Annotated in this window: 30 protein-coding genes; 27 read left to right on the top strand and 3 right to left on the bottom strand. The window is 35.9% G+C overall.

The window, feature by feature from the left end; genetic code table 11:
• Positions 1-14: 14 nt before the first annotated feature.
• Positions 15-734 (bottom strand): YslB family protein, encoded by a 720-nt coding sequence (locus FGL89_RS02210; RefSeq protein WP_014974032.1) that lies wholly within the window; start codon positions 732-734, stop codon positions 15-17.
• Between the two features lie 90 nt (positions 735-824).
• Here FGL89_RS02210 and racE point away from each other — a divergent pair, with 90 nt between their 5' ends.
• The 7 genes from racE (at position 825) to ruvA (ending at position 6,602) form a co-directional block, all read left to right on the top strand.
• Positions 825-1,670 (top strand): glutamate racemase, encoded by an 846-nt coding sequence (gene racE, locus FGL89_RS02205; protein WP_014974033.1) that lies wholly within the window; start codon positions 825-827, stop codon positions 1,668-1,670.
• Positions 1,670-2,275, top strand: a complete 606-nt coding sequence (locus FGL89_RS02200; RefSeq protein WP_014974034.1) for an XTP/dITP diphosphatase — start codon at positions 1,670-1,672, stop codon at positions 2,273-2,275. The genes racE and FGL89_RS02200 overlap by 1 nt, the downstream gene beginning before the upstream one ends.
• Positions 2,276-2,280: 5 nt before the next feature.
• Positions 2,281-2,817 carry a YfcE family phosphodiesterase gene (locus tag FGL89_RS02195; protein ID WP_014974035.1) on the top strand — a complete coding sequence of 179 codons (537 nt, stop codon included), beginning with the start codon at positions 2,281-2,283 and terminating at the stop codon, positions 2,815-2,817.
• Between the two features lie 100 nt (positions 2,818-2,917).
• Entirely contained in the window at positions 2,918-3,976 is a 1,059-nt protein-coding gene (gene ruvB, locus FGL89_RS02190; RefSeq protein ID WP_014974036.1) for a Holliday junction branch migration DNA helicase RuvB, read from the top strand.
• On the top strand, positions 3,976-4,833 hold the full coding sequence (locus FGL89_RS02185; protein WP_014974037.1) for a metallophosphoesterase family protein: 858 nt from the start codon (positions 3,976-3,978) through the stop codon (positions 4,831-4,833). The genes ruvB and FGL89_RS02185 overlap by 1 nt, the downstream gene beginning before the upstream one ends.
• On the top strand, positions 4,830-5,897 hold the full coding sequence (queA, locus tag FGL89_RS02180) for a tRNA preQ1(34) S-adenosylmethionine ribosyltransferase-isomerase QueA (RefSeq protein ID WP_014974038.1): 1,068 nt from the start codon (positions 4,830-4,832) through the stop codon (positions 5,895-5,897). Before FGL89_RS02185 ends, queA begins: the two co-directional genes overlap by 4 nt.
• Before the next feature lie 120 nt (positions 5,898-6,017).
• A complete protein-coding gene (gene ruvA, locus FGL89_RS02175; protein WP_014974039.1) occupies positions 6,018-6,602 on the top strand; it encodes a Holliday junction branch migration protein RuvA in 585 nt (194 codons plus the stop codon).
• A gap of 32 nt (positions 6,603-6,634) precedes the next feature.
• Here the strand turns inward: ruvA and FGL89_RS02170 are convergent, their stop codons facing one another.
• Together FGL89_RS02170 and mscL are read right to left on the bottom strand one after the other, a co-directional pair.
• Positions 6,635-7,267 carry a deoxynucleoside kinase gene (locus FGL89_RS02170; protein ID WP_014974040.1) on the bottom strand — a complete coding sequence of 211 codons (633 nt, stop codon included), beginning with the start codon at positions 7,265-7,267 and terminating at the stop codon, positions 6,635-6,637.
• A 97-nt stretch (positions 7,268-7,364) separates the two neighbouring features.
• The gene (mscL, locus tag FGL89_RS02165; protein ID WP_014974041.1) at positions 7,365-7,748 is read right to left on the bottom strand and encodes a large-conductance mechanosensitive channel protein MscL; all 384 of its coding nucleotides are present in this window, start codon (positions 7,746-7,748) and stop codon (positions 7,365-7,367) included.
• Between the two features lie 338 nt (positions 7,749-8,086).
• Between mscL and FGL89_RS02160 the strand changes: the two genes are divergently transcribed.
• The 20 genes from FGL89_RS02160 to FGL89_RS02070 all read left to right on the top strand — a co-directional run bounded on the left by FGL89_RS02160 (position 8,087) and on the right by FGL89_RS02070 (position 24,397).
• Positions 8,087-8,275 (top strand): hypothetical protein, encoded by a 189-nt coding sequence (locus FGL89_RS02160; RefSeq protein ID WP_014974042.1) that lies wholly within the window; start codon positions 8,087-8,089, stop codon positions 8,273-8,275.
• 22 nt (positions 8,276-8,297) lie between these two features.
• Positions 8,298-8,789, top strand: a complete 492-nt coding sequence (locus FGL89_RS02155) for a PH domain-containing protein (protein ID WP_014974043.1) — start codon at positions 8,298-8,300, stop codon at positions 8,787-8,789.
• On the top strand, positions 8,782-10,260 hold the full coding sequence (locus FGL89_RS02150; RefSeq protein WP_014974044.1) for a PH domain-containing protein: 1,479 nt from the start codon (positions 8,782-8,784) through the stop codon (positions 10,258-10,260). The genes FGL89_RS02155 and FGL89_RS02150 overlap by 8 nt, the downstream gene beginning before the upstream one ends.
• Positions 10,261-10,348: 88 nt before the next feature.
• Entirely contained in the window at positions 10,349-10,762 is a 414-nt protein-coding gene (gene rpsP, locus FGL89_RS02145; RefSeq protein WP_014974045.1) for a 30S ribosomal protein S16, read from the top strand.
• A gap of 237 nt (positions 10,763-10,999) precedes the next feature.
• Positions 11,000-11,179, top strand: a complete 180-nt coding sequence (locus FGL89_RS02140; protein ID WP_148273015.1) for a hypothetical protein — start codon at positions 11,000-11,002, stop codon at positions 11,177-11,179.
• A 269-nt stretch (positions 11,180-11,448) separates the two neighbouring features.
• Positions 11,449-11,790, top strand: a complete 342-nt coding sequence (locus FGL89_RS08710; protein ID WP_014974047.1) for an HTH domain-containing protein — start codon at positions 11,449-11,451, stop codon at positions 11,788-11,790.
• 51 nt (positions 11,791-11,841) lie between these two features.
• Positions 11,842-12,837 (top strand): BglG family transcription antiterminator, encoded by a 996-nt coding sequence (locus FGL89_RS02135; protein ID WP_014974048.1) that lies wholly within the window; start codon positions 11,842-11,844, stop codon positions 12,835-12,837.
• On the top strand, positions 12,830-13,204 hold the full coding sequence (locus FGL89_RS02130) for a PTS sugar transporter subunit IIA (RefSeq protein WP_014974049.1): 375 nt from the start codon (positions 12,830-12,832) through the stop codon (positions 13,202-13,204). The genes FGL89_RS02135 and FGL89_RS02130 overlap by 8 nt, the downstream gene beginning before the upstream one ends.
• Positions 13,197-13,646, top strand: a complete 450-nt coding sequence (locus FGL89_RS02125) for a PTS sugar transporter subunit IIA (RefSeq protein ID WP_014974050.1) — start codon at positions 13,197-13,199, stop codon at positions 13,644-13,646. The genes FGL89_RS02130 and FGL89_RS02125 overlap by 8 nt, the downstream gene beginning before the upstream one ends.
• Before the next feature lie 14 nt (positions 13,647-13,660).
• Positions 13,661-14,986, top strand: coding sequence for a PTS galactitol transporter subunit IIC (locus FGL89_RS02120; RefSeq protein WP_014974051.1), 1,326 nt, complete (start codon positions 13,661-13,663; stop codon positions 14,984-14,986).
• 17 nt (positions 14,987-15,003) lie between these two features.
• Positions 15,004-15,288, top strand: coding sequence for a PTS sugar transporter subunit IIB (locus FGL89_RS02115; protein WP_041773191.1), 285 nt, complete (start codon positions 15,004-15,006; stop codon positions 15,286-15,288).
• Between the two features lie 177 nt (positions 15,289-15,465).
• Positions 15,466-17,256: a DNA-binding protein gene (locus FGL89_RS02110; RefSeq protein WP_014974053.1), complete on the top strand. Its 1,791-nt coding sequence runs from the start codon at positions 15,466-15,468 to the stop codon at positions 17,254-17,256.
• A gap of 70 nt (positions 17,257-17,326) precedes the next feature.
• Positions 17,327-17,818, top strand: a complete 492-nt coding sequence (locus FGL89_RS02105) for a methylated-DNA--[protein]-cysteine S-methyltransferase (protein ID WP_014974054.1) — start codon at positions 17,327-17,329, stop codon at positions 17,816-17,818.
• Positions 17,819-17,830: 12 nt separating this feature from the next.
• On the top strand, positions 17,831-18,352 hold the full coding sequence (gene rimM / locus FGL89_RS02100) for a ribosome maturation factor RimM (protein WP_014974055.1): 522 nt from the start codon (positions 17,831-17,833) through the stop codon (positions 18,350-18,352).
• Positions 18,352-19,080 (top strand): tRNA (guanosine(37)-N1)-methyltransferase TrmD, encoded by a 729-nt coding sequence (gene trmD, locus FGL89_RS02095; RefSeq protein ID WP_014974056.1) that lies wholly within the window; start codon positions 18,352-18,354, stop codon positions 19,078-19,080. The genes rimM and trmD overlap by 1 nt, the downstream gene beginning before the upstream one ends.
• A gap of 316 nt (positions 19,081-19,396) precedes the next feature.
• Positions 19,397-19,990, top strand: a complete 594-nt coding sequence (locus FGL89_RS02090; RefSeq protein WP_014974057.1) for a sugar transferase — start codon at positions 19,397-19,399, stop codon at positions 19,988-19,990.
• A 65-nt stretch (positions 19,991-20,055) separates the two neighbouring features.
• Positions 20,056-21,159, top strand: coding sequence for a glycosyltransferase (locus tag FGL89_RS02085; RefSeq protein ID WP_014974058.1), 1,104 nt, complete (start codon positions 20,056-20,058; stop codon positions 21,157-21,159).
• Positions 21,128-22,087: a stealth family protein gene (locus tag FGL89_RS02080; protein WP_014974059.1), complete on the top strand. Its 960-nt coding sequence runs from the start codon at positions 21,128-21,130 to the stop codon at positions 22,085-22,087. Before FGL89_RS02085 ends, FGL89_RS02080 begins: the two co-directional genes overlap by 32 nt.
• 4 nt (positions 22,088-22,091) lie before the next feature.
• On the top strand, positions 22,092-23,588 hold the full coding sequence (locus tag FGL89_RS02075; RefSeq protein WP_014974060.1) for an ABC transporter ATP-binding protein: 1,497 nt from the start codon (positions 22,092-22,094) through the stop codon (positions 23,586-23,588).
• A complete protein-coding gene (locus tag FGL89_RS02070; RefSeq protein ID WP_014974061.1) occupies positions 23,585-24,397 on the top strand; it encodes an ABC transporter permease in 813 nt (270 codons plus the stop codon). Before FGL89_RS02075 ends, FGL89_RS02070 begins: the two co-directional genes overlap by 4 nt.
• Positions 24,398-24,400: the final 3 nt, after the last annotated feature.

Here is a 24,400-nt window from a genome sequence, read left to right as displayed (position 1 = left end):
GGTGTTTTTTATTTTTATGAAAATGGCGATTGTGAATCTTTTTTTGGTACAGTTGGAATATTAAATGGATCTATTTCGTCACCACTAGATAAGGCACTTAATGGTGATGAATCATCAGTAGGTAAAACGGTGTCGTCAAAATTAAAAGCAAGCAATGAATCTGTAATGGATTGTTCACGCGAAATGTCGTAATCGTTCGGAATAGTCACAATTTTAGCGTGTTCAACGGTGTCGTGAGTTTGTTTTAGGAAAGATTCACGTTTGGCAACTCGTTGTTTGATATCTGAGACATCGACTGTTTCATTCAAATCAGTCACAACTTCAAAGCTGACACCTTCATTTTTCTTCATTAATTTGAAAGTCGCTTCAGCAATGGCACCTGTTTGTACTTCAAGCTGCTGTGCTAAGAAACCAGCTTCCAAACTGAAATCGGCTGTTTTATCAAGAGATATACGCTGTTTTACTAGCTCACCGGTTAAGTACCAACGCTGATTTTTACTATCTTGTGAGGCAATCTCTAAGTTACCGAATCCAGAATGCTCAAAAAATTCAATCACTGAGGATAAGGTATCTGTTGGAAATTGGCGTGCAATTTCTTTACCAGCCCAATAAAGAATATGAGGATAATCCTCTTGTAATAGGTTTTTAAGTAACCCATCCCGAAGAAGCGTCAAGGCAAAACTATTGACTTGAAAATTAGTTTGTAAAATTTTGTTGTAATCGTTGATATTCATATGTTTATATAAACCTTTCAGAACTTTATTATACCAAATTTTAAGCATGAAAAACTTGCATTCTTGGTTTTTCCGTTCATAATTATAGATATGAATAAAAATAATCCAATTGGTATGGTGGATTCTGGCGTGGGTGGCTTAACTGTCATCAAAGAAGCACAGAAACAATTACCCAACGAACAATTTATCTTTATTGGTGATACAGCACGAATGCCTTATGGGCAACGTCCTGTTGATGAAGTCATTGCCTATACGTTTCAAATGGCAAATTATTTGATGACAGAAAAACATATTAAATTATTAGTTATCGCTTGTAATACAGCTACAGCTGCTGCGTTACCACAGTTACAGCTGCAACTATCAATTCCAGTCATTGGGGTTATCCAACCTGGTGCAGAAGCTGCTGCGTTACGTACAAAAAATAAAAAGATTGGCTTAATAGCAACGGCGGGCACGGTTAATTCCAAAGCTTACGAAAACCAAATTGCTGATTATGGACAAGATATTACTTTGATGTCACAGGCTGAACCGGATTTTGTTCAACTCGTTGAAAGTAATCACTACAAAACGGCTATAGCTCAAAAGGTAGTGAGCGAGCATTTAGCAACTTTTAAGGAAACGGCCATTGATACATTGATATTAGGTTGTACACATTTTCCATTACTGGCATCTTTTATTCAAGTAGCGGTTGGACCAGAAGTCCAACTGATTGATGCAGGACGTGAAACTGTTAATTTAATTAGCAGCTATCTTGATACATATGACTTAAAATCAGAAATTAAATATCAACATGATAATGATACTTATTATACAACCAGTGACCCAGAAATGTTTAAATTGATTGCCACACAGTGGCTAGAACGTCATAATGAGCTTGATGTACGTCATTTGAATATTATTGGTACTGGTGAAGCACAACATTTGGAGGGTAAATAATGCCTAGATTAATTATTGCCAGTAACAATGCGCATAAAATTTCAGAATTCAAAAAAATGCTTACTGATATTAAGGTAGACCTAACGGTTGTGCCATTGCGTGAATTGGGAGATAATGTACCGGGAATTATTGAAGATGGGACGACTTTTGAGGAAAATGCCACTAAAAAAGCGATGACTATCGCACAAGTAGCACCAAATGACTATATTTTGGCAGATGATTCTGGCTTATCAGTTGATGCTTTAAATGGCGAACCTGGTGTCTATTCAGCACGTTATGCTGGTGATCATAATGATGAAGCAAATATTGACAAAGTATTAGATAAATTGGGCGATACATCAAATAGGCAGGCACATTTTAATAGTGTATTAGTTTTGGTTGGGCCAAATAAGCCAACGCTAGTTACTCATGGACAAATTGACGGCGACATAACTAGCCAACGACGTGGAAATAACGGTTTTGGTTATGACCCAATTTTCTTTGTACCGCAGTTTAGTAAAACTTTCTCGGAATTAACTGGTGAAGAAAAAAATAAAGTGAGTCATCGAGGACTTGCTTTGCAGGCGTTGATGGCAAAGTTACCTCGATGGTTGGAAGGAAAATAGTCAGCATGTCAAAATTTCTAATTGTTTCAGATATTCACGGTGACCGTGCGATTCTTGTTGATATATTAAAGCAATGGCATCATCAAGTAGATGGTGTTTTTTATAATGGTGATTCTGAGTTGCCAGCAACTGATGATGTCTTTCACGGCGTATCAACCGTAATAGGAAATATGGATGATGATGATCAATTTGCTGATGATCAAGTGGTTACAATTGATGGGGTCACTTTTTTCCAGACACATGGTCACTTATATCGTGCCACAAAAGCTAATACTTGGGCAAACCTCGACTTAATGAATCAAGCAGCCAATAAGGCTAAGGCACAAGTTGTGTTATTTGGACATACGCATATCGATGGTGCTACAATTTTTGATCATAAATTATTTATTAATCCAGGATCAACAACTATTCCAAAAGGGCCACGGGCTGCTTTAGGTGGCACGTACGCCGTATTGACTGCTAGTGACAAAAGTTATGTTGTTAACTTTTATACACGAACGCATCAATTATTGCCTGATTTAACTGTTGAAGTGCCACGTTAATTTGTATTGTCTATCAGGCAATATTTTTGTACGCATGAAGTCAGAAATTTAGTGTTTGTTGAGGTCATGAAACGCGCGGAAACGTGTTAAAATTAAAGATATGGAAAATCAACAGGAACCACAATTTAATCAATGGTATGAGACGAATAGTGAGGCTGATCAACTGTTGCGTGATGCGGCTGCCAATGCCACAGAACAACATGATGAGCTTTCTTTGCGACCACAATTTTTGCGTGAATATATAGGTCAAGCTGCCTTAAAAGATGAATTAAGTGTTTATATTTCAGCGGCTAGGCAGCGTGAAGAGGCATTAGACCATGTGTTGCTTTTTGGACCACCCGGATTAGGTAAAACAACATTGGCAATGATTATTGCTAATGAAATGGGTGTTAACATTAAAACAACATCTGGACCTGCCATTGAAAAACCTGGTGATTTAGTTGCGTTACTCAATGAATTAGAACCAGGGGATATTTTGTTTATTGATGAAATCCATCGGTTACCAACTAACATCGAAGAAATTATGTATTCAGCCATGGAAGATTATTTTGTTGATATTATGGTGGGACAAGGTCCTACGGCACGTGCGGTTCATTTTCCTTTACCACCGTTTACTCTCATCGGGGCGACAACACGTCCAGGGATGCTTTCTAAGCCATTACGTGATCGGTTTGGTATTATCAATGCGATGGCATATTATACATCAGATGAACTGCAAGAAATTGTCGTACGTTCATCAGATATTTTTAACGCACCTATCAAACCAGAAGGTGCCTACGAGATTGCCCTACGGTCGCGTGGTACACCACGTATCGCCAATCGATTGTTGAAACGTGTACGTGATTTTGCACAAGTTCAGGGTAAAGATGCCATTGATAAGGGAATTGTTGACATTGCCTTAGATAAATTGCGTGTTGATAATCGTGGTTTAGATGAAACGGATCACAAATTTTTAGGTACGATGATTGATTATTATAATGGCGGACCAGTGGGTCTAAGTACAATAGCGGCTAATATTGGTGAAGAGGCTGAAACCCTTGAATCAATGGTGGAACCTTATTTGTTACAGATTGGTTTTTTGCAACGGACACCACGCGGTCGTGTGGTGACAGAATCCGCATATAGACATCTCAATGTACCCTATCAAAAGGAACTTTAATGGATTATATTATTTCAGATACGCATTTTAATCATGAAAAAATTTTGTATTTTGATAAATCACGAGCTGATTCACTGCGGGCGTTAGGCATAGAGCCAACCATTGAAAACATGGATGAGTATCTTGAAAAGAAATGGAATGAAACCATTGGCAATGAAGACATGGTCTATTTTCTTGGCGACTTGGGCATGTTTAGCAAAAAGCAAGCCTTTGTGGCACAACTTGTTCGACTGAATGGCCAAAAGATTTTTTTCAAAGGTAATCATGATCATTCAGATCAATTAAAGGCAGCATTAAAAGAGCCGGCAACACAATTAATTGAAGTGGTAGAAACAGCAAAAATATTGAAAATCAATGGTCATACGGTGTGGTTAAGTCATTACGCCATTGATGTGCCATATCCTTTAATATCGGTCCATGGACATATTCATGAGGCAGAATATCGATCAGCAGGGATGGTAAATGTATCATTGGATTCTGCTTTAATGCAAACACGACCATTTGGACAACCAATGCCATTAGATGAGTTGGACGCTGTGTTAGTTAAAAATAAAGCAATCATAGCACAAGAATATCATATTGAATCAGAAAACAAGCGCTATGATCGGTTAATTGAACGTGCCTTTGATGAAACAATTACAATTAATAAACCAACTGCTACACAACGCCATGAATTGGCATTATTGGTGGCATATCTTAATCAAAATAATTTAACTTATGCAGATGTTTTGACAAAATTCAATATTCCTAATGTGAATAAGGTTTTGTCATCAGCGGAGAAAGAACAAGTAACGCAAACTGGGTTTGAATTTGAAAAATTAATCGGTATGAAGGGTAATTCAGGTGGAGAAATATGACAGAAGAACAACATTATCAATTATCAGATTTTGATTATGATTTGCCAGAAAGTTTAATTGCGCAAACACCATTGAAGCAACGTGATTCATCACGTTTGTTGGTACTCGATGCTGATACTGGGAGTTATGAAGACAAACATTTTTACGATATTTTAGACTATGTTGCGCCAGGTGATGCCATTGTCATGAATAATTCTCGCGTATTACCAGCACGTCTGCACGGTGCTCGTCCAGAGACTGGGGGACATGCAGAAGTTTTATTATTGCGTCAAGATCATGGCGATGTTTGGGAAACGTTGGTTAAGCCAGCAAAAAAATCACCTGTCGGATCAACAATTGTGTTTGGTGATGATATTGATAACCCAATAATGACAGCTACAATTGTTGGTGAACTTGAGCATGGTGGCCGTTATATCGAATTTCATTATGAAGGTATTTTCATGGAACTGTTGGAGCAATTAGGTGAAATGCCTTTGCCGCCATACATTAAGGAAAAGCTCGCCGATCAAGAGCGATATCAGACAGTTTATTCAAAGGTTGAAGGCTCTGCTGCAGCACCAACAGCTGGTTTACACTGGACACCGGAATTACTGGATAAAATTCGTCAAAAAGGGGTTAAGACAGTAGAACTCACATTACATGTTGGTTTAGGCACTTTCCGACCAGTTGAAGAAGAAAACATCGAAGATCACAAGATGCATTCTGAGTTTTATCAACTTAGTCAAGAAGCGGCCGATACTTTAAATGAAGTGCATGAGTATGGTGGCCGTATTATTGCTACAGGAACTACATCAATTCGTACGTTGGAAACAATTGGCTCAAAGTTTGATGGCCATTTACAAGCGGACTCCGGTTGGACTGATATTTTCATTAAGCCAGGTTATCACTGGACGATGGTTGATGCTTTCATCACTAATTTTCACTTACCAAAATCAACACTTGTGATGTTGGTAGCTGCTTTTACAGGGCGCGAGAATATTTTAAATGCCTATCAGCATGCTGTTAATGACAAATATCGTTTCTTTAGTTTTGGGGATGCTATGTTCATTAAACGAGAGCGGTAATATCTTATTAATCAACAAATAAATGCGTCAGGTCATTGTGTGTGACGTATTTTTCTTGTGCTATTACAGGCTAATTCATTGAATAATAAATTAGCATAAACCAGTTAAGGGAGACAAAGGGTGTACGAATATATCAATGGACTTGTTACGAATATCTATCCGGCTTATTTAGTGATTGCCGATCGTAGTGGTGTTGGCTATAAATTATTTGTGGCAAATCCTTATCGATTTGAGCAAAACGTTGAATCACACGTATATGTAGAGCAAGTAGTTCGTGAAAATGAGCTCACATTATATGGTTTTATTGATGAAAATGAAAAGGCTTTATTCAATAAATTGATCAACGTGTCAGGCATTGGACCTAAAAGTGCATTGGCAATTTTGGCGAATGGTGATTCAGAAGGACTAGTTAATGCCATAGCTAATGAAGATCCGACCTATTTAATGCAATTTCCTGGGGTTGGTAAAAAAACGGCTCAGCAAATTGTACTTGATTTGAAAGGTAAGTTGGATGACATGGCAGTTTCAGTTGGTATGCCAGCTTCTAAAGCAAAAACAAATCAAGCGCTAACTGATGCATTAGAAGCCTTGGAGTCGTTAGGCTACAGCGCAAAGGAAGTTGCAAAACTTGAGAAACAACTGGCTGCTAATCATGACACTACTGACGGTTATATTCGTTCAGCTTTGAAATTACTGGTCAAATAAAAAACACATTTCAATTTGAAATGTGTTTTTTATTAACGAATAGTTTTTAAAGCATCTTCAATTTGTTGAAGAATAATCTGTTGGTTTTTTTCATTCTCTAGGTCATAAGTTTGTAGATCAATTTTGATTTTTGGTGAGGCATCATATGAATTAAACCAATTTTGATATGCTGACCACATGCGGAAATAATATTGCCGCAAATCGTCATTACCCTCAAATTGTTCATAATCACGTCCACGTTTTTTAATACGATATAAAATCGTTTCAAAATCAGTTTCGGCATATACCATTAAATCAGGTGCTTTTTTTGGTAACTGCTGTAATTCTGACATCATATTGTCAAGTAACTGAGTATAGACAGTCATTTCAGAATCTGTAATATTACCATCTTTGTGGTTTTCAGATGTAAATAGGGCATCTTCATAAATTGAACGGTCTAGGACATTATTGTCATCTGCTAGTGCACGTTTAATCATATCAAAACGACGGTTTAAAAAATAAATTTGTAGCAAAAAACCATACTGCTTTGGGTCTGAGTAATAAAGTGGGAGGACAGGATTGTCACCCACAGGTTCGTAAAATGCTTTTGTACCAAAATGTTCAGCAATTAATCCAGTTAAGGTTGTTTTGCCAACGCCAATCATGCCCGCCGTAATAATCACCATAACGACCTCCAATAATTTAATAACTCATTAACTATACAAAAAAACTACCCAAACGACAAGGACAGCGAATGGGTAGTTTTGGAACAAAACACGAACGTTATGCTTTTTTCTGAGCATCTAACAAATCACGAATTTCTGAAAGTATTTCCAATTCAGGGTTAACGGGCACTTCTTCTTCGACTTTTTTGGTACGTAGTACACGGTTTATGACTTTGATAATCATGAATACAACAAAGGCTGTGATCAAGAAATTAATGAAATCATTGATGAAAGCACCATATTTAAATGTAAGTTGCTTAGTAATTATTAATTCAAGATTGGCAAGATCAGTCGTACCACCAGTACAGAAACCAATAATTGGTGAGATTAGGTTAGTGGTCAATGATTTAACTAACCCTGTGAATGCACCACCAATAATGACACCAACGGCTAAATCGAGCACATTACCACGCATGATAAATGTTTTAAATTCTGAAAACATAGTTATTAATTTGCGATTAGGCACAGCGGGACAACAGTTAAATGGTTTTATTGCCAAACAGTGTTATGATTTCTAATCGCACTCCCTTCAAAAGTATATATATTTATTTTACATGAGTTTGGAATGATTATAAAGACATACTTAGAACTTTACTTAATTTTGATTTAATTTATAGAACTTTAATGTTTCTGGTCGTGATATATGTGTCAAAAATTAAACATAAATAGGTTAAGCTTACTTACAATATGTAGTATATCAGTCTATAACCTCGTTTTCTCATGCAATAAAATGATAGTCATGATAAAATAAACCTAATCGTCTACAGGGAGAATATTAAGATGGAAAAAGATCAACTATCATTATGGCATGAACAACTCATTGCCATTATTAAGGATGTCAACACACCACATACATTGGGTGGTATTACTAATGAAGCTAATCGTGCACATGACGCACGATTAGCCCGTCGTGCGCTTGATCAATTAATTATCTTGAGTGAAGAAATTAACGCACAACGTGAAGAATAATGCTTCGGGGGGAGTGAATATTATGTTACCAGATAACGCGCAAAAACTACCAAAATCAGTCAAAATTGTTTGGCTGATTCATACAAGTATCGCTTTTGTTTTGATTTTGGCTGTTGGTTTAGTCATCAATAGTTTTTTCTTAAACCATTGGCAAAATATTTTAGCCACTATTATTCAAGTTATTTTTGTACTAGTACTACTGTGTTTACTTGCTTATGCTTTACTGATTCCTTATTACTATCGTTTTCATCAGTATGTCATTAATCCGCATTCTGTCTCAATTTATAAGGGCTTTTTCTGGCGTCAGTCACAAACAATTCCGTTAAATCGTATTCAAAATGTTGATACTGTGCAAGGCCCAATCTTAAACATTTTCAAGTTGCAAAAATTATCAATTGTCACTGCAGCCAATGCTTTCACTATTAATGCAATTGATGAAAAGACGGCGCTACAGTTACGTGATCAATTAATTCAAGCTGCACGACAAGCACGTGAGGTGGATACCGATGACTAAGGAAATAGGGCATCGCCAGCCAAAGGTTGCCATCATACGTGAGGTGCTCAATGTTTTTGTATCATTGATTTGGCCGGCTTTTTTTGGTATTTTGCGATTTTCTGGTTCAAGGGTATTTCAATTAGGAATTGTAGTTATTCTTTTATTAGTTTCATTAGCATTTGGTTTTCTTAAGTGGTATTTTTTTACTTATATCACGACGGAACACGAAATTTCTTTAAAACGTGGTATTTTTGCTAAAAAACATGTGCATTTACCTTTTGAAAGAATACAAACAATTACCCGTAATCAGCCGATTTATTTTCAACCGTTTGATGTGTTCCATGTCACAATCGAAACATCTGGTAAAAGTCAGGATAAAATAGAATTTAGTGCACTGACGCTGCCTCAAATTGAACATATTGAAAATCTACGTCGACGATCACAAACTAAAAGTGCTGAAGTTATTAAAACTTTATCAGAGCAACCTGCCATTGCGGCAAGTTATCAAATCAATGATCGTGATTTATGTTTATTTGCGTTGACTTCATTAGGTAGTTTAGGAACAGTAGGGGCAATATTCCTTATTTTTTCGCAAGTCCAAGAGTTTCTGCCAGCAACATTGTCAAGACAATTCACTGCTTGGTTAAATCAGCAAAATGTAACAATTTTTATTGGGCTAGTGATGATATTTATTATTTTTGGTTTTCTGCTGTCATTTTTTAAATTATACAGCCAATATTTTCAGTTTAAAATATCACGAATCGGTCAGCATTTAGCAATCACGCGTGGTTTATTCACTAAGCAAAATGTCCAATTACGCGTATCACGTGTGCAAGCAGTGCATTTTCAACAATCATTGTTACGTCGGTTAGTCAAACTCGTCTCAGTCGATGTATTATTGGCTTCATCTGTCAATAATACAAAAGGGGAAGTTAAACAGACTAGTATCATGCCAGTTGTGAGAATGAGCAGTGCAGGTGAAGTGATTCAGCCATTTTTGCCCCAATATCATTTTATAAACCCGACTAATAGTATGAATGCTAACCGTGCCTTGTGGTATCGTCTGAATATGATTTTTTGGTTAGATATCTTCATTGCCAGCTTGATTTGGATCACTTATTATATCACTAAGTGGACAATTCATTTTCATTTGACCTATGATCTACCATTGTTAATTATTTGTACGATTTTATTAATTGGTTACTCACTGTTAGCTAGTTGGTGGCAAATGATGGATCAACGCATACAAGTTGACGGTCAGTACTTGATTGTACAATTATCATCAAATTTCACAAAGCACACTTATTATATGCCACGTGAAAAAATTCAAAGTATTGCAACATCGCGTAGTATGTTGTTAATCAACAAGCACATAACACATTTACATATTACAGTGCGTGATGGTGATAGTGCGCGAAGGTTAACATTGCGCTATTTACAAGAACCTTTAGTTAAAAAAATCAATAGCTGGATTGTCGATGTCAAGTAAAACCCCTTGACATCAAATGCTGTTCGTGGCATAATAAGAGAGTAATATAAGTGTAAAAAGCACATAAGAAATATGGAGGACATATAATATGTCAGTAAAAATTCGTTTGAAGCGTATGGGTGCTAAGAAGCGTCCTTTCTACCGTGTCGTTATCGCTGATTCACGTTCACCACGTGATGGTCGTTTTATTGAAACTGTTGGAACATACAACCCAATTACACAACCTGCTGAAATCAATTTGGATGAAGCAAAGATTTTGTCATGGTTGAGCAATGGTGCACAACCATCAGATACTGTACGTAACTTGTTGACACATACTGGTATTTTAGCAAAGTATGCTGCATCAAAGGCAGGTAAGAAGCCAGCATCAGCAAAGACTGCTACTTCATCTGCAAAGCCAACAGAAAAGAACACAGTTGCCGAAATCAAGGCATACTTGGATGCTAATGGTACAACTTATGCATCATCAGCTAAGAAGGCTGATTTGTTGGCATTGGTATAATTAAGTGAGAAAGTAATTGCCATAATTATTATGGTGGTTACTTTTTTTACTGTTGTTAGAGTAGTTTCATCAATCAATTTTATTTTATCCAGTATTAGATAGGTGACATATTATTAATACTACTGCTTAATATTTTACTGTCGGTAATTAATATCGGTCTGAATAATTTCCTATCTGGTTTAGATGGTGCCATTCAGTATAGTTAGGTGCTATACTTGGCGTATGTTATTCATTGATATGGGTGGTTCAATAACCAAAGAGAGCTATGTATTAGGGACAGGCACTTTGGTTGAAATAGATTCACTTGGTGGAACAGTGATAAAAGGTGCGATTATGTCTGATACAGTATATTTAGCACATGCTCTTCTAAGTTTTATAACTGCACCAGTTCTGTCAGGTGTTGTTAGGTTGGCTTGACATTAAACTGTTAGTATCATATGGAGCTATTTTCATTATTGAAATGACAAATTCGCCATTGTTTTAAATATTCTTTATAATAATTTTAGGGTAATTGTTTTATGGTTTCTTTAAAAAAATCAAAAAACCTAATCAGTCCATGTGCTGATTAGGTTTTTTTGATGTCTTATTTTGCTTTTTTGAATAAATGTCTAAAGCAATGGACATATTAAAGTGTAAGCGGTAACAATAGTGACGTATACTATATTTATAGAGATGGAGGTGAAAAAATGAGCATGTTAGAAAATCGTGTGTTAATGTTTTTGGGAAAACAAGTTGATTTTGTAACTGCACAAGAAATTTCAGAAACATTAGGATCTTCAACAAAAACAGTTTATCGATTGATTAGTAAATTAAATACAACCGAGAAAGTAATTCAATCTCAACGGGGACGAGGCTATCGCTTAGTTAAAAAAGTAGCCCTTCTAACAGAAGAGCAACAAGAGGCACAAAAATCAATAAATCTAGCAATTACAATTTTGACACAATTCCCAAAAGCCGTGAATCGTTGGGAATTAACTGATCAATTTTATGTATCTGATTCTACATTATCACGGTATTTATCATTTTGAAATACTAAATTACTGCAGTTTAGAATACAATTACAGCGATCGGATGGACAGGTGCGAGCTGTTGGTACAGAGGTACAATTACGAAAAGCGCTGAATTATTTTTTATTAGAAGAAACAAGAACAGGAAAAGTTTTAGATAATATTAGTGATATTTTTCCAAATGTATCTGATAATGATCGTCAATTTATAAGCGCGCAAATGGTACTTATTGAAACTGAATTATCTGTTCAAATTTTAGATCCGTACACGATTAATATTTTCTCACATCTGTATATTTTAATTCAGAGTGTACGTCAAAAACGGTATGAGGAACAATTAAATTTAACCAGTTTAACGCAATATGATGAAAAACTAACGGTTGTTGCAAGAAAAATCATTGATAATTTAGGTCACTATCTTAATGATTCCATTCACTCACAAGAAGTTGAAAATTTATTAGTCTACCTTGTAGGATTACGATACAACAAAAATTTAGATGATAGCAAAGATGACGAAGCGCATCGATTAGTGAGTTTCATCATTCAAAATATATCGCTTGGGAAACACGTCAATCGTAACAATTTAATAAAAGGATTATTAGGACACGTGAGACCTATGATTCATCGCATTACGGCGAATATATCAATCATTAATCCTCTGCTAAACGATATTAAATTTAATTATGAAGATGCTTTTAATAATATAAAAGGAATAACACAAAAATCGTCCTATATTATTTCAGATGATGAAGTGGGATTTCTAACACTGTACGTTGTCCGTGCTATAGAAGATGCTACAAACTATAAACGTGTACTAATTATGTGTTCAACAGGAGTTGGAACAGCACAACTATTGCAGACAAAGGTTAGACATTCATTTCCTGATTTTGATATTGTAGATGTTATATCATCGAAAACATACCAAAAGGATTTAAAAAAATATCAAGATATTGATTTAGTGATTTCTACTGTTCAGGTACCTTATCAGACGGTGTCACCAATTATTCAAGTTAGTGCTTTGTTTAATGAAGGTGATAAAAGACGCGTGAAGGATTTAGCTTATGGATAGATATATTTTTGAAACAATGAGTGAGCAAAAATCTATATCACAGTTAGTGGCAAAACATTTTAATTTAGTGCAACATGTGGTTGAACAGGCAATAATTCAACGTAATCAATTAGGGAGTGTGCAAATTGCTCCTGATATTGATTTACCACATGTGGTCTTGCCGAATCTATCTTACCAGGGCATTTTGTTATTACGAAGCTGGGATAAATTACATTTAATAATGATTATCGATAACCAATATCCATCGAAAAATATTATAACTGTACTTAATTTTTTTCTTAGCGATACTGGTTTAAAAAAATTGAGAACAATAATAACCCAACAAGATTTAACTTATATAATAAAAGAGGTATTAAAACATGCTTGATGATAAAGTAATAGTACTAGATTCTGAAGCTCAGAATAGAACAGAAGCACTTAAACTGTTAGCAAAAAAATTTGTTGATCATAAGATTGTCCAGACGTCTTTTATAGAAGCAGTGTTAAAACGAGAAGAAAGTTTTCCAACTGGATTGGCAACTGAAATTATTGGTGTCGCAATACCGCATACTGATGTGCAACATGTTATACGTTCACAAATTGGTGTCATGAGATTAAAGTCACCTGTGAATTTTTTCCAAATGGGTGACGGGAAAGACGTACCAGTTAAGATTATATTTATGCTAGCGTTAACGAAACCACATGAGCAGTTAGAGATGTTACAAAAACTAATTGGCCTTATTCAAAATAAAAAACTTTTAATTAAAATTTTGAATACTAACAGTATTGAGAATGTTATTTCAATTTTGGAAACAGCAGGTATTGAGTAAGAAAGGACATTATAATGGGGATTATTAGATGGTTATTGAACGCAGGTCCAACCGTATTTTTACCAATGTTATTATTCGTATTTGGATTATTTTTACGAATTAAAGTAGGGAAAGCATTTAAAGCAGCTTTAATGGTTGGTATTGGTTTTACGGGTTTAAATCTAGTTATTGAATTATTGACTGATAATTTAGGTCCGGCAGCTCAGTCGATGGTCCGGAATTTTGGGCTAACACTTGGCTCGATTGATGTTGGATGGCCAGCAGCATCGGCGATTTCATACGGCACAACATTAGGAAGTTTGGCCATTCCAATTGGTGTTGCTTTAAATGTTATTTTGTTAGTTATAGGGCTAACTAAAACCTTAAACGTCGATCTATGGAATTACTGGCATATTGCATTTACTGGGTCGTTAGTGTATGCAGCGACAAATAACTTTGCTTTGGGCTTGGCAACAATGATAGTTCATGCGATGTGGATTTATTTCTTAGCTGATTTGGCAGCACCTACGATTCAAAAACACTATGGGTTAGAAGGTATTTCTTTTCCTCAAGGTGCTTCTGCACCTGGATTTGTGATCGCATTACCTATTAATTGGGTTTTGGATCGAATTCCAGGTATTAAAAATATTCATTGGACACCAGAAACCATACAAAAACGATTAGGTGTTTTTGGCGATTCAGCAGTTATGGGCCTTATTATTGGGTTGATTATCGGATCATTAGCACAGTATGATATTACTAAGATTTTGAATTTAGGTATTACCACATCTGCTGTTTTAATTTTAATGCCGCGTATGGTAGCTTTATTGATGGAAGGACTATCACCAATTTCTGAAGCAGCCAATCAGTTAGTACAGAAAAAATTTCCTGGACGTGACTTGTACATCGGTATGGATTCTGCCTTGGCTGTTGGACAGGAAGCAGTGTTATCTGCTTCATTAATTTTAGTACCATTATCGCTATTGATTGCTGTTATTTTGCCAGGGAACACAGTGTTACCCTTTGGAGATTTAGCAACAATACCATTTATGATTGCAGTTATGGCTGCAGTATTCGGTGGAAATGTTTTTAGAATTGTGATTGGTGGCATAATAGATATTGCTATCTCATTATGGATTGCGTCTTGGATTGCACCATTGCTAACAATTGCTGCTAAATCAGCTCATTTCTCAATGAACGGCGCGTCTTCCATCTCAGTGTTGTCAGATGGAGGTGCTTGGACAACACTGCTAATTGTTGGGTTAGGTAAATTATTAAGCTGGGGTGGTATCACGGTTGCTGGCATGATTGTTCTTGCTTTGATGATTTGGTTGAATAAATTTCATACGAAACGTATATAAAAAGGAGTAATAAAATGATAAAGTCACTGATGGTAGTGTGTGGTACAGGAATTGCAACATCAACAATTGCTACAGGGAAAATTAAAGAGTTTCTAACCTCAGAAGGTAAAGTTAACGAAGTTAAATTTTTACAATCAAAAATTTCTGATGAGGTTAGCGCTATTCGAAACGGCGATTATGATATCGTAGTTTCAACGACAATGGTGCCACATGAAATTCAAGATAAGGTTATTAATGGTGTTGCTTTATTAACAGGTGTGGGCACACAGAAAGTTTTTGATCAAATTAAAGCAGCACTTTAATTTTTGGTCTACGCTTTCTTCAAAAAGTATCAGATTATAAAACCTAATTGGGAAACATGCCAATTAGGTTTTTTGATTATCTACATAATGATGACTGTTTACTATCTTTGTTATCATTGTTACTTTATAATTGATAATGATAGATATGCTATTTTACGCACTGTTAAGGAGAATTTTATGTTATTAGATTTTATCAACGTGACATTAGTGTTTAGTATTGGTATGTTACTGGCTAATGTTATCGCTGTTGCATTAAATAGGCGCTGGTTATGGTTTATTACTACGACTATTATTGAGTTCGTTGTTATTTATTTGGCACTTTATATTCAATTACCCCCTAAAAACTTAACGACATTATTAAATGTTAATATTTTCTTGGCAGTTGCTGCGGCAATTGTTAACTTTTTAGGTAATGCTGGGTTGTCAGCGATTGACAAGATACGCGAATTTAGTGGAAATAATAAACATGCTAATACGGTCAATATATCACCGAAACAAACAAGCTTTTTGAAGCGCTATGTATGGGTATTATTAATTCCAATCGTACTTTGGATTATTGTTGGTGGGACGTCGTTCGTCACACGCATTACCAGTATTAATAATGTATACGATTCCATTCCAACACAAAAGAAGCGGTCAGCAGAATTACTGACATCAGCTAAAGAAATGCCGATTGCTTTAGCGCCAGAAACCGCTAAACGTAAGATGCAACAAAAGTTCAGTGTCATTCCTAATTCTAATATGTATGAACTGGATGGTATCACGGCTCAAACAATCAATGGGCAGTACGTTTACGTTGCAACGGTTGAATTTAATGGATTCTTCAAGTGGCTTAAAAATAGATCTGTGCCAGGATATTTCATGATTAGCGCCACAGATGTCAATGCACAACCAAAATTTGTTAAAGAACCTTTGAAATATAGCCCATCGGCTTATCTTAATGATGATGCCGCACGTAAGATATATGCAGCCGCACCTACATATGCTAGTACGGGTCGTATGAATTTAGAAATCGATGATAATGGGACACCATACTATGTTCAAACTTTGTACCGCGAGTACGGTGTTTCTGGTCGCATGAAGTTCAATGAATTTAAAACAGCGGTGCTGAATGCCCAAACGGGTGATGTTAATGTTTATGATGCGCAAAAAGCGCCAAAGTTTATTGATGCACCAATTACAAGTGCTGCTGCTAATCAAATGAATGAGTTCTATGGTCGTTATCAAAAGGGTTGGTGGAACCAGACAGCCTTTGGTGCCAAGCGTGATGTGAAGGTACCAACAGATAATGGTGTCTATGCTGCGGGTCAAATTACGCCTTTGATCGATTCAAAGGGGAATTTAGTCTATTTCACTGATTTTACATCGGGGAATAATGATCAGGACTCTGCTTTAGGTTATTCATTGGTGGATGCTAAAACAGGACAATTGACGTATTATCGGGATACACGCTCAGGCTTAATGGATTCTGATGGTGCAATTAGTATTGCGGACAAAATCTATCCAGAAAAGAAATGGCAAGCAAAAATGCCGATCTTGTATAACATTGATGGCACACCAACTTGGGTCATATCTTTGCTAGATAGTAAAGGTATCTTTAAGAAGTATGTCTATATCAATGCAATTGATAATGATATTGTTATTGATGGTGATAATGCACAGGAAGCACTAGATGATTATCGTAATGATTTGGCTGAATCAAAGTCCAATAATCGATCAACTGATACTAAACTGGCAAAATCAATTTCGGGTAAGGTATCACGTGTAGCTTTGGTCAATGATGGTAAAACAACCATTGTGAACTTCATGTTAGAGAATCAAGCAACGGTATTCCGTATAGACGCTGATAGCGCGCCAACAACTGTCTTTTTGAAGGTAGGCGACAACGTTAGATTTAAAGCTAATATGTTGGATAAAGCTAAAGTAGCAACGATTGAAGATATCGATATTGATAGCTTGAAAAAATAATATTTTAAACGACGACTGATGATGTGGTCGTTTTTTTATTGTTATTAATTACTTATGATAAACTAAAGGTATGATTATTTATGAGACAATAACTTTTTTAGGTGGACAATTGACGTTGTTTAAACAAGATGATGCCTTGGTTTTTGTGAGCTTAGCAGACGATGGTGATGGTGTTGCTGATTTTAAAAGTTTTTATCCAACAGTTGATGTGATAGCAGATAACGTGCCAGAAGTAGCATTGTTTAAGCACTACGCAGCAGGTGAAGCCATCGACTGGCGACAATTAAAAATTAATTATCTCTCAGGCACCAAATTTCAGCGAGAGGTATGGCAAGCAATGCATAATATGATACCTCACGAATATTTGACTTACGCAGAATTAGCGCAACGTGCTAACCATCCAACGGCAATTCGTGCGGTTGCTAGTGCTATTGGGAAGAATCCGCTGACAATTATCAATGCTTGCCATCGTATTTTACCCAAAAGTGGGGGTATTGGCCAATATCGCTATGGTTCGCACATAAAAGCAGAATTATTGGCGTTAGATAGGGTTAAAATCTGATATAATAACACTATGACAAATACAGATAATTTATTTAAAGTTGGCACAATTGTCAACACACACGGTATCCGTGGCGAAGTTAAAATCATGGCAATTACAGATTTTCCGGAAAATCGCTTTAAAAAAGGTGTTGAATTACAAATTGAGACAAAACAAGGCTTAGTTCCCATGACGGTGCAATCTTCAAGATTACATAAGAATATGTGGCTAGTTTTGTTTGAAGGCATCATGAATATCAACGAAATTGAAAAATATAAAACTGATGATATCTATGTTGCTAGTGATGAGCGACAAGAACTTGAAGATGATGAATACTATTATGATGAGATCATTGATAGCCGGGTAGTTAACTTGACTGGTAATGTCATTGGTATTGTCTCTGAAATTATGACCACAGGTGCTAATGATGTTTGGGTTGTGAAGCGTGAGGGACAGCCTGATGCTTTGATTCCAATGATTGATGATGTTGTCAAATCAGTTGATGTCGACAATAAGTTAATCACGATTGACGCACTGGAAGGGCTTTTGGACTAATGCGAATTGATGTTTTAAGTTTATTCCCTGATATGTTTACACCATTAAAACAATCCATTTTGGGTAAAGCTATTGATAAAGGCGCTTTAGATTTTCACGTGACTGATTTTCGTGATTATACTGAAAACAAGCACAATAATGTGGATGATTATCCCTTTGGTGGGGGTGCGGGGATGCTACTCATGGCGCAACCAATTTTCGATGCGATGGCAGCTGTTGAAAAAGAAGCTGGTGATAAGGGACATGTGGTCTTGTTAGATCCTGCAGGTCGTCAGTTTGATCATCATGTTGCAGAAGAGTTAGCGCAAAAAGAACATATTACTTTCATTGCTGGTCATTATGAGGGTTATGATGAGCGGATTCGTGAGTTGGTTGATGATGAAATTTCACTTGGTGATTATGTGCTAACCGGTGGCGAATTGGGAGCAATGGTCATTATTGATGCAACTGCTCGTTTTTTGCCTGATGTATTGGGTAACCAAGCCAGTGCTGCTGAGGACTCATTCCAAGATAATCTCTTGGAATTTCCACAATATACGCGTCCAGCTGATTTTCGAGGCCGTCAAGTGCCTGATGTCTTGATGAGTGGTAACCATGCAAAAATCGCTGAATGGCGTTTGAAAGAATCTCTACGGCGCACATGGTTGCGACGACCTGATCTATTGGAAGCACGCCAACTTACCAATCAAGAACGTGATTTACTAGATGATGTGAAAAACGAAGATTAATAAAGATAACTTGATATGATTTAAAAAATGTCGTAGCCAAATACTAGGGCATTTTTTTGAGATTTAATATGCGATTCAATCATGTTATATTACAAAAAAGTCCTGTAATAAATAACGAAAATATTATTTTTTTATGTCTATATAAAAGAAATATTAATGTAATGGAAAAGGATTGTAATAAATGATAAGATTATAATAACTTTATATAGGAAGTACTTGCTGTTAATGACATAAAACATCTAGGGATAATGCTTGATTGATTTTGAACACATCATGAAGACATTACTTGTTTGGAGAGACAGTAAATGGGAAGAGAATGTATAAAGAACATATAAAAAAGTTGTTTGATTTTATGGGGGCGATAATTGCACTTATTGTGTTATCGCCACTTCTTTTTGTTGTCTATATAACACTGTATATTACAACAAAAGATAGTGTTATTTATCATCAACAGCGTGTGGGCCAGTATGGTGTTATTTTTGAAATTTATAAGTTCAGAACACTACCTACAGATACCCCAATTTTAGTTGGTGAGCAGCGTGTAAAGATTAGAAATCGGGTTTCTCGTTTTGCCCGATTTTTAAGAACAACGTCAATCGATGAATTACCACAGTTGATTAATATCTTGAAGGGTGACATGAGTTTAATTGGTCCGCGACCAGTTGTACCACAAGAAACAGAGTTAGTGCAATTAAGGCAAGCATCTGGAGCACTTAATGTAAAGCCAGGACTCACCGGGCTTGCTCAAGTCAATGGACGTAAACAATTGAAAAATATTCAAAAAGCTGATTTTGATGCAATATATGCTAATCATGTGACACTATTGGGAGATATTATGATTATTTTACGTACACTACCAATTATTATTGAAAGAGATGGTATAAGACGATTTTTCGGAAAAAAGCATTAATAATAACATCGACATCATCGTTTTTAGCGCAATTCAATCATCGTAATATCGAAATTTTGCAAAATATGGGTTATGAAGTTCATGTAGCCGCAAATTTTACACATTATGGGACTCTTTCTGGTAAGAGTAATCAAAAATTTATTGACTGGCTATATAAAAAACAAATAGTAGTACATGATATTAGCTTGAGACGTGGCTTTGGTAACTTATTAGATAATATCAATGCTCTGTGGGATATTAATCAATTAATGAAACAGGAGCATTTTTCCTTTATTCATGTACACACCCCCATCGCCTCAGTGTTAGGTAGAATTCTAGGTTTCAAAAACAAAGTGCCTGTGATATACACCGCGCACGGATTCCATTTCTCAAAAACAAGTGCAAAAATTAATTGGCTTATTTTTCCAATTGAGTGGTGCTTATCTTTTATCACAAAACAATTGATTGTTATTAATAAAGAAGATTATGCCTTAGCTGTACGGCACTTACATACAAAATATATTGATTATCAGGCAGGGGTTGGCATAAATTATAAATTACTACAAGAGTCAACGCTGACTGAACATATTAAAGCTAAAAATGATATTATCAGAAAATTCCACCTACCTGAAAATGTACGTATCATTGTTTCAGTTGGTGAACTGTCTGCACGAAAAAATCACCGTATCGTCTTAGAGGCTTTGCAGAAATTAGGCAGAACCGATGTCCACTATATTATTGCTGGCAAGGGACGTTTGTTAGACTATTTGCAAGAACTGTCGATAGAACTTAATATTTCGGATCAAATTCACTTTTTGAATTATACAACAGCAATTCGAAATATCAATCTGGCTGCTGATGTCGCGGTACTGCCTTCATTGCGCGAAGGCTTGTCACGTGCTGGGTTAGAATCAATCCGCGATGGTGCCTACCTATTAGGTGCTGACATTCGTGGCATTAAAGATTATATTTTAAATGATGAGATTGGACAAACCTTTAATCCGCGTGATAGTGAAGTATTAGCAAGATTACTATCGCAAACGGTTGATAACAAACGTGTGCAGCTCAGTCAACCAAGTATTAATCAACTGATGATTTTTGATCGAAAAAATATTGATCAACAAATGCATGCAGTTTATCAAAAGATAGGGATGGAAAATGCCGATAGATTTCGTGATACTTTGGGTTGATGGTAATGATCCAAAATGGCAAGTAAAAAAGAACCAGTACCGCTCAGACGATAATAACTTGAATAGTGTCGAAAGATACCGTGATTACGGCATGTTGAAATATTGGTTTCGGATGGTTGAGGTAAATGCACCATGGGTTAATAAAATTCATCTCGTCACTGATCATCAAGTACCGACATGGCTTGACACTAATCATCCAAAAATACATATTGTCAATCATGAAGATTTTATGCCTCTTGATACACTGCCCACATTTAACTCAAACGCAATACAGATGTATATTCATAAAATTGAAGGTTTAGCAGAAAACTTTGTACTATTTGATGATGATATGTTCATTGTGAAACCAATAGTTGAAACTGATTTTTTTGATAAAAGTGGTGTGCCAAAAGACATTTTTGGGTTCAATGTTATTAATCCTGTTGATGATTTTGCGCATGTTTTTATCAATAATTTAAGTATTATTAATGCCGAATACAATAAGAAAGATATTATTAAAAAACAATTTTTTAAGGTGTTCAATTGGCGCTATGGTATGATAAATCTAGTTAATTTATATTTGTTACCTTTGCCGACCTTTACACGTTTTTTTGATACCCATATTCCTTATGCTTATCAAAAAGCTCAATATATTCAAGTGATGAGAAAGCATGCTGTTCGTCAGGAGCAAACAGGACATCACAGATTTCGAGAGATAACAGATATTAGTCATTGGTTGGTAAGATATGATAGATTAGTTCGAGGAAACTTTGTGCCAATGCGTAAAAGCGTTGGGCAATTGCAATATTTAGGTGAACAATTGAAGAAGCACGTTAAATTGGTAACGATTTCTGACCGTCAAATGAGCCAAAAACAATTTGATCAAGAGACTCATCAATTACAACAAGCTTTTGAGAAGACATATAAAAAATCAAGTTTTGAGAAATGAAATTATGAGTACAGAAAACATAAAAATTAGTGTCAAAAATATAACTAAACGTTTTGAATTAATGAAAACACGTTCTGAAAAAATATTAAATATTTTAAGCTTCTCTAGTAAAACAGATAGAAATTTTTGGGCCCTAAAAGGCGTTTCTTTTGATGTTTTTGCTGGAGAAGCTATTGGTGTTGTTGGTTTAAATGGTTCTGGAAAATCAACCCTATTAAACATTGTGAGTGAGATTTACCCACCAACTACTGGGGAATTGACTATTAATGGTGATACATCAATTATTAGTATTGGTGCAGGGTTGAAGCCTGCATTAACTGGACGTGACAATATTCAATTGAAGTTGCTTATGTCTGGACTAACAAAAAAAGAAATTAAAACTGTTTCACCAGACATTATTGCCTTTTCTGAATTAGGTGATTTCATTGATCAACCAGTAAAAAATTATTCATCAGGTATGAAAGCCAAGTTAGGGTTTTCAATTATGGCGCACACTAACCCTGATATTATGATTATTGATGAGGCGCTTTCAGTTGGTGATTCTACTTTTGCCAGTAAAAGTTTTGACAAAATTCGTGAGTTTAAAGCACAAGGAAAAACAATTTTCTTTGTGAGTCACTCAGCAGGTCAAGTCAAGCAAATTGCTGATCGTGTCATTTGGATGCATTTTGGTGAAATGCGCGAGATGGGGAAAACCACTGAAGTAATGCCACATTATGAACAGTGGCAAAAAGACTTTAATAAGAAGAGTAAACCAGAGCGTGAGCAATATATCTCTGATATGAAGCATGAGCAACGTACTTTTTCGGCTGTCGATATTGCAGTGCAACAATTGGCGTTAGATATTCCAGAAAGCAGTGCTTCTAGAGTTGATCGAGAGAAGCGTAAAGCATTAGAAACGCAAAAAGACAAATTAGTCAAACAAGCGACAAAGCAAACGCAGAAACAAATTCAAAATACTAAGTTTGGTTTTATTAATTGGCTTGTGGTCATTTTACTTATTAGCTTAATAGCGTTCACTAGTAAGACAGCATTAGCTGACTCACAAACGAAACGCGATGAAACGGCTAAAAAAATAGAGCAAAGTAAGCGTAGTAGTCAAAAGAAACAGCCGCAAAAGAAAGCATCTAAAGCCAAGAAAAGTACTTCAAAAGTGAGTACTTCGGCAACGTCATCTGTTGCTGTAGACAGCACATCTGTTGATGATCCAACTATAGCTGATAGTGATGGTAATGGCATTCCAGATGATCAAGAAACAGATACAACGGTAAATGACGGTGCTGCTGAAAGTGTCGCACCAGATACGACATATTCTGCACCAGCAGATGTGGTACCGAGTCAACCAGCAGTACAGCAACCTATACCACCATCAAGCTCAAGCACCGCTAATACTGGGGAGGCAGCAAATAATGCAAATAGTGCGACGGAGTCCACAACTAGTAGTGAATCATCTGCTGAATCTGGTACTACATCAACTAGTCAAAACGGGGGAACACAATGATTAATGCGTTTAAAATTGTTTGGGAGCAAATCATATATTTTCCATTAATCATCAGAATGGTTAAATACGGTGACCAAAGTACGTATCAAAATTTCTTTTTAGGACAAGCATGGAAAATTTTTAATCCGATATTGCAGGTTAGTGTTTATTTTGTTGTTTTTGGTTTTGGTTTGGGTCAAAGTCAAGCGCACACTAATCCAGCTGAGTATTTGGCATGGATGCTTTTAGGAATGGCCATTTGGCGTTTTATGAATGAAGCAATTATGGGTGGATCGCAATCTATAAAGCGACAAATTGCTTTGGTTTCAAAAATGAAATTTCCATTATCTACATTACCTGCTATATCAATTGCTTCAGCCATTTGGACCTTTCTAGCATTGTTTGGATTAGCAACATTGATCATGCTTTTTGGTGGTACAGGTATTTCTCCTCAGTGGCCCTGGACTATTTACTATCTTGTTGCTACGATATCGTTTAGTTATAGTTTTTCGTTGTTAAATTCCACGATAATTATCTTAATACCTGATTATATAAGTATTTTAAGGTTAATAATGATGATGACAATGTGGATTGGTGGTGTCATATTTAAAATTAGTAGTTTTAATAACATTATTGGAGATATTTTGAGGTTACTACCCTTTAATTATGTCATTGATGGTATTCGTGATTCATGGTATCGGCCAGACTTGCATTTTGAGACAACATTTTACCCAGCTACTATAGTTTTTTGGTCATTAGTTTTATTAATGCTGTTATTAGGTAGCTTTTTGCATAATAAATTTAAAAAGAACTTTATTGAATATCTATAAAAG

It is taken from the genome of Leuconostoc carnosum, assembly GCF_007954525.1.
Classification (GTDB): Bacteria; Bacillota; Bacilli; order Lactobacillales; family Lactobacillaceae; genus Leuconostoc; species Leuconostoc carnosum.
The sequence above is the reverse complement of the archived record's forward strand: the minus strand, read 5'-3'. Positions and strand labels throughout refer to the sequence as shown.

What these genes read in the sequence shown, in the direction of transcription:
- ruvB (WP_014974036.1), top strand. Translation starts at nt 2,918, where the DNA reads ATGGAAAATCAACAGGAACCACAATTTAATCAATGGTATGAGACGAAT.
- FGL89_RS02140 (WP_148273015.1), top strand. Translation starts at nt 11,000, where the DNA reads ATGGGTGGTTCAATAACCAAAGAGAGCTATGTATTAGGGACAGGCACT.
- FGL89_RS02120 (WP_014974051.1), top strand. Translation starts at nt 13,661, where the DNA reads ATGGGGATTATTAGATGGTTATTGAACGCAGGTCCAACCGTATTTTTA.
- FGL89_RS02130 (WP_014974049.1), top strand. Translation starts at nt 12,830, where the DNA reads ATGGATAGATATATTTTTGAAACAATGAGTGAGCAAAAATCTATATCA.
- FGL89_RS02110 (WP_014974053.1), top strand. Translation starts at nt 15,466, where the DNA reads ATGTTATTAGATTTTATCAACGTGACATTAGTGTTTAGTATTGGTATG.
- racE (WP_014974033.1), top strand. Translation starts at nt 825, where the DNA reads ATGAATAAAAATAATCCAATTGGTATGGTGGATTCTGGCGTGGGTGGC.
- FGL89_RS02105 (WP_014974054.1), top strand. Translation starts at nt 17,327, where the DNA reads ATGATTATTTATGAGACAATAACTTTTTTAGGTGGACAATTGACGTTG.
- FGL89_RS02085 (WP_014974058.1), top strand. Translation starts at nt 20,056, where the DNA reads ATGGGTTATGAAGTTCATGTAGCCGCAAATTTTACACATTATGGGACT.
- FGL89_RS02195 (WP_014974035.1), top strand. Translation starts at nt 2,281, where the DNA reads ATGTCAAAATTTCTAATTGTTTCAGATATTCACGGTGACCGTGCGATT.
- trmD (WP_014974056.1), top strand. Translation starts at nt 18,352, where the DNA reads ATGCGAATTGATGTTTTAAGTTTATTCCCTGATATGTTTACACCATTA.
- FGL89_RS02150 (WP_014974044.1), top strand. Translation starts at nt 8,782, where the DNA reads ATGACTAAGGAAATAGGGCATCGCCAGCCAAAGGTTGCCATCATACGT.
- mscL (WP_014974041.1), bottom strand. Translation starts at nt 7,748, where the DNA reads ATGTTTTCAGAATTTAAAACATTTATCATGCGTGGTAATGTGCTCGAT.
- rimM (WP_014974055.1), top strand. Translation starts at nt 17,831, where the DNA reads ATGACAAATACAGATAATTTATTTAAAGTTGGCACAATTGTCAACACA.
- FGL89_RS02185 (WP_014974037.1), top strand. Translation starts at nt 3,976, where the DNA reads ATGGATTATATTATTTCAGATACGCATTTTAATCATGAAAAAATTTTG.
- FGL89_RS02090 (WP_014974057.1), top strand. Translation starts at nt 19,397, where the DNA reads ATGTATAAAGAACATATAAAAAAGTTGTTTGATTTTATGGGGGCGATA.
- FGL89_RS02070 (WP_014974061.1), top strand. Translation starts at nt 23,585, where the DNA reads ATGATTAATGCGTTTAAAATTGTTTGGGAGCAAATCATATATTTTCCA.
- FGL89_RS02170 (WP_014974040.1), bottom strand. Translation starts at nt 7,267, where the DNA reads ATGGTGATTATTACGGCGGGCATGATTGGCGTTGGCAAAACAACCTTA.
- queA (WP_014974038.1), top strand. Translation starts at nt 4,830, where the DNA reads ATGACAGAAGAACAACATTATCAATTATCAGATTTTGATTATGATTTG.
- FGL89_RS08710 (WP_014974047.1), top strand. Translation starts at nt 11,449, where the DNA reads ATGAGCATGTTAGAAAATCGTGTGTTAATGTTTTTGGGAAAACAAGTT.
- FGL89_RS02080 (WP_014974059.1), top strand. Translation starts at nt 21,128, where the DNA reads ATGCCGATAGATTTCGTGATACTTTGGGTTGATGGTAATGATCCAAAA.
- FGL89_RS02210 (WP_014974032.1), bottom strand. Translation starts at nt 734, where the DNA reads ATGAATATCAACGATTACAACAAAATTTTACAAACTAATTTTCAAGTC.
- FGL89_RS02160 (WP_014974042.1), top strand. Translation starts at nt 8,087, where the DNA reads ATGGAAAAAGATCAACTATCATTATGGCATGAACAACTCATTGCCATT.
- rpsP (WP_014974045.1), top strand. Translation starts at nt 10,349, where the DNA reads ATGTCAGTAAAAATTCGTTTGAAGCGTATGGGTGCTAAGAAGCGTCCT.
- FGL89_RS02200 (WP_014974034.1), top strand. Translation starts at nt 1,670, where the DNA reads ATGCCTAGATTAATTATTGCCAGTAACAATGCGCATAAAATTTCAGAA.
- FGL89_RS02075 (WP_014974060.1), top strand. Translation starts at nt 22,092, where the DNA reads ATGAGTACAGAAAACATAAAAATTAGTGTCAAAAATATAACTAAACGT.
- FGL89_RS02125 (WP_014974050.1), top strand. Translation starts at nt 13,197, where the DNA reads ATGCTTGATGATAAAGTAATAGTACTAGATTCTGAAGCTCAGAATAGA.
- FGL89_RS02155 (WP_014974043.1), top strand. Translation starts at nt 8,298, where the DNA reads ATGTTACCAGATAACGCGCAAAAACTACCAAAATCAGTCAAAATTGTT.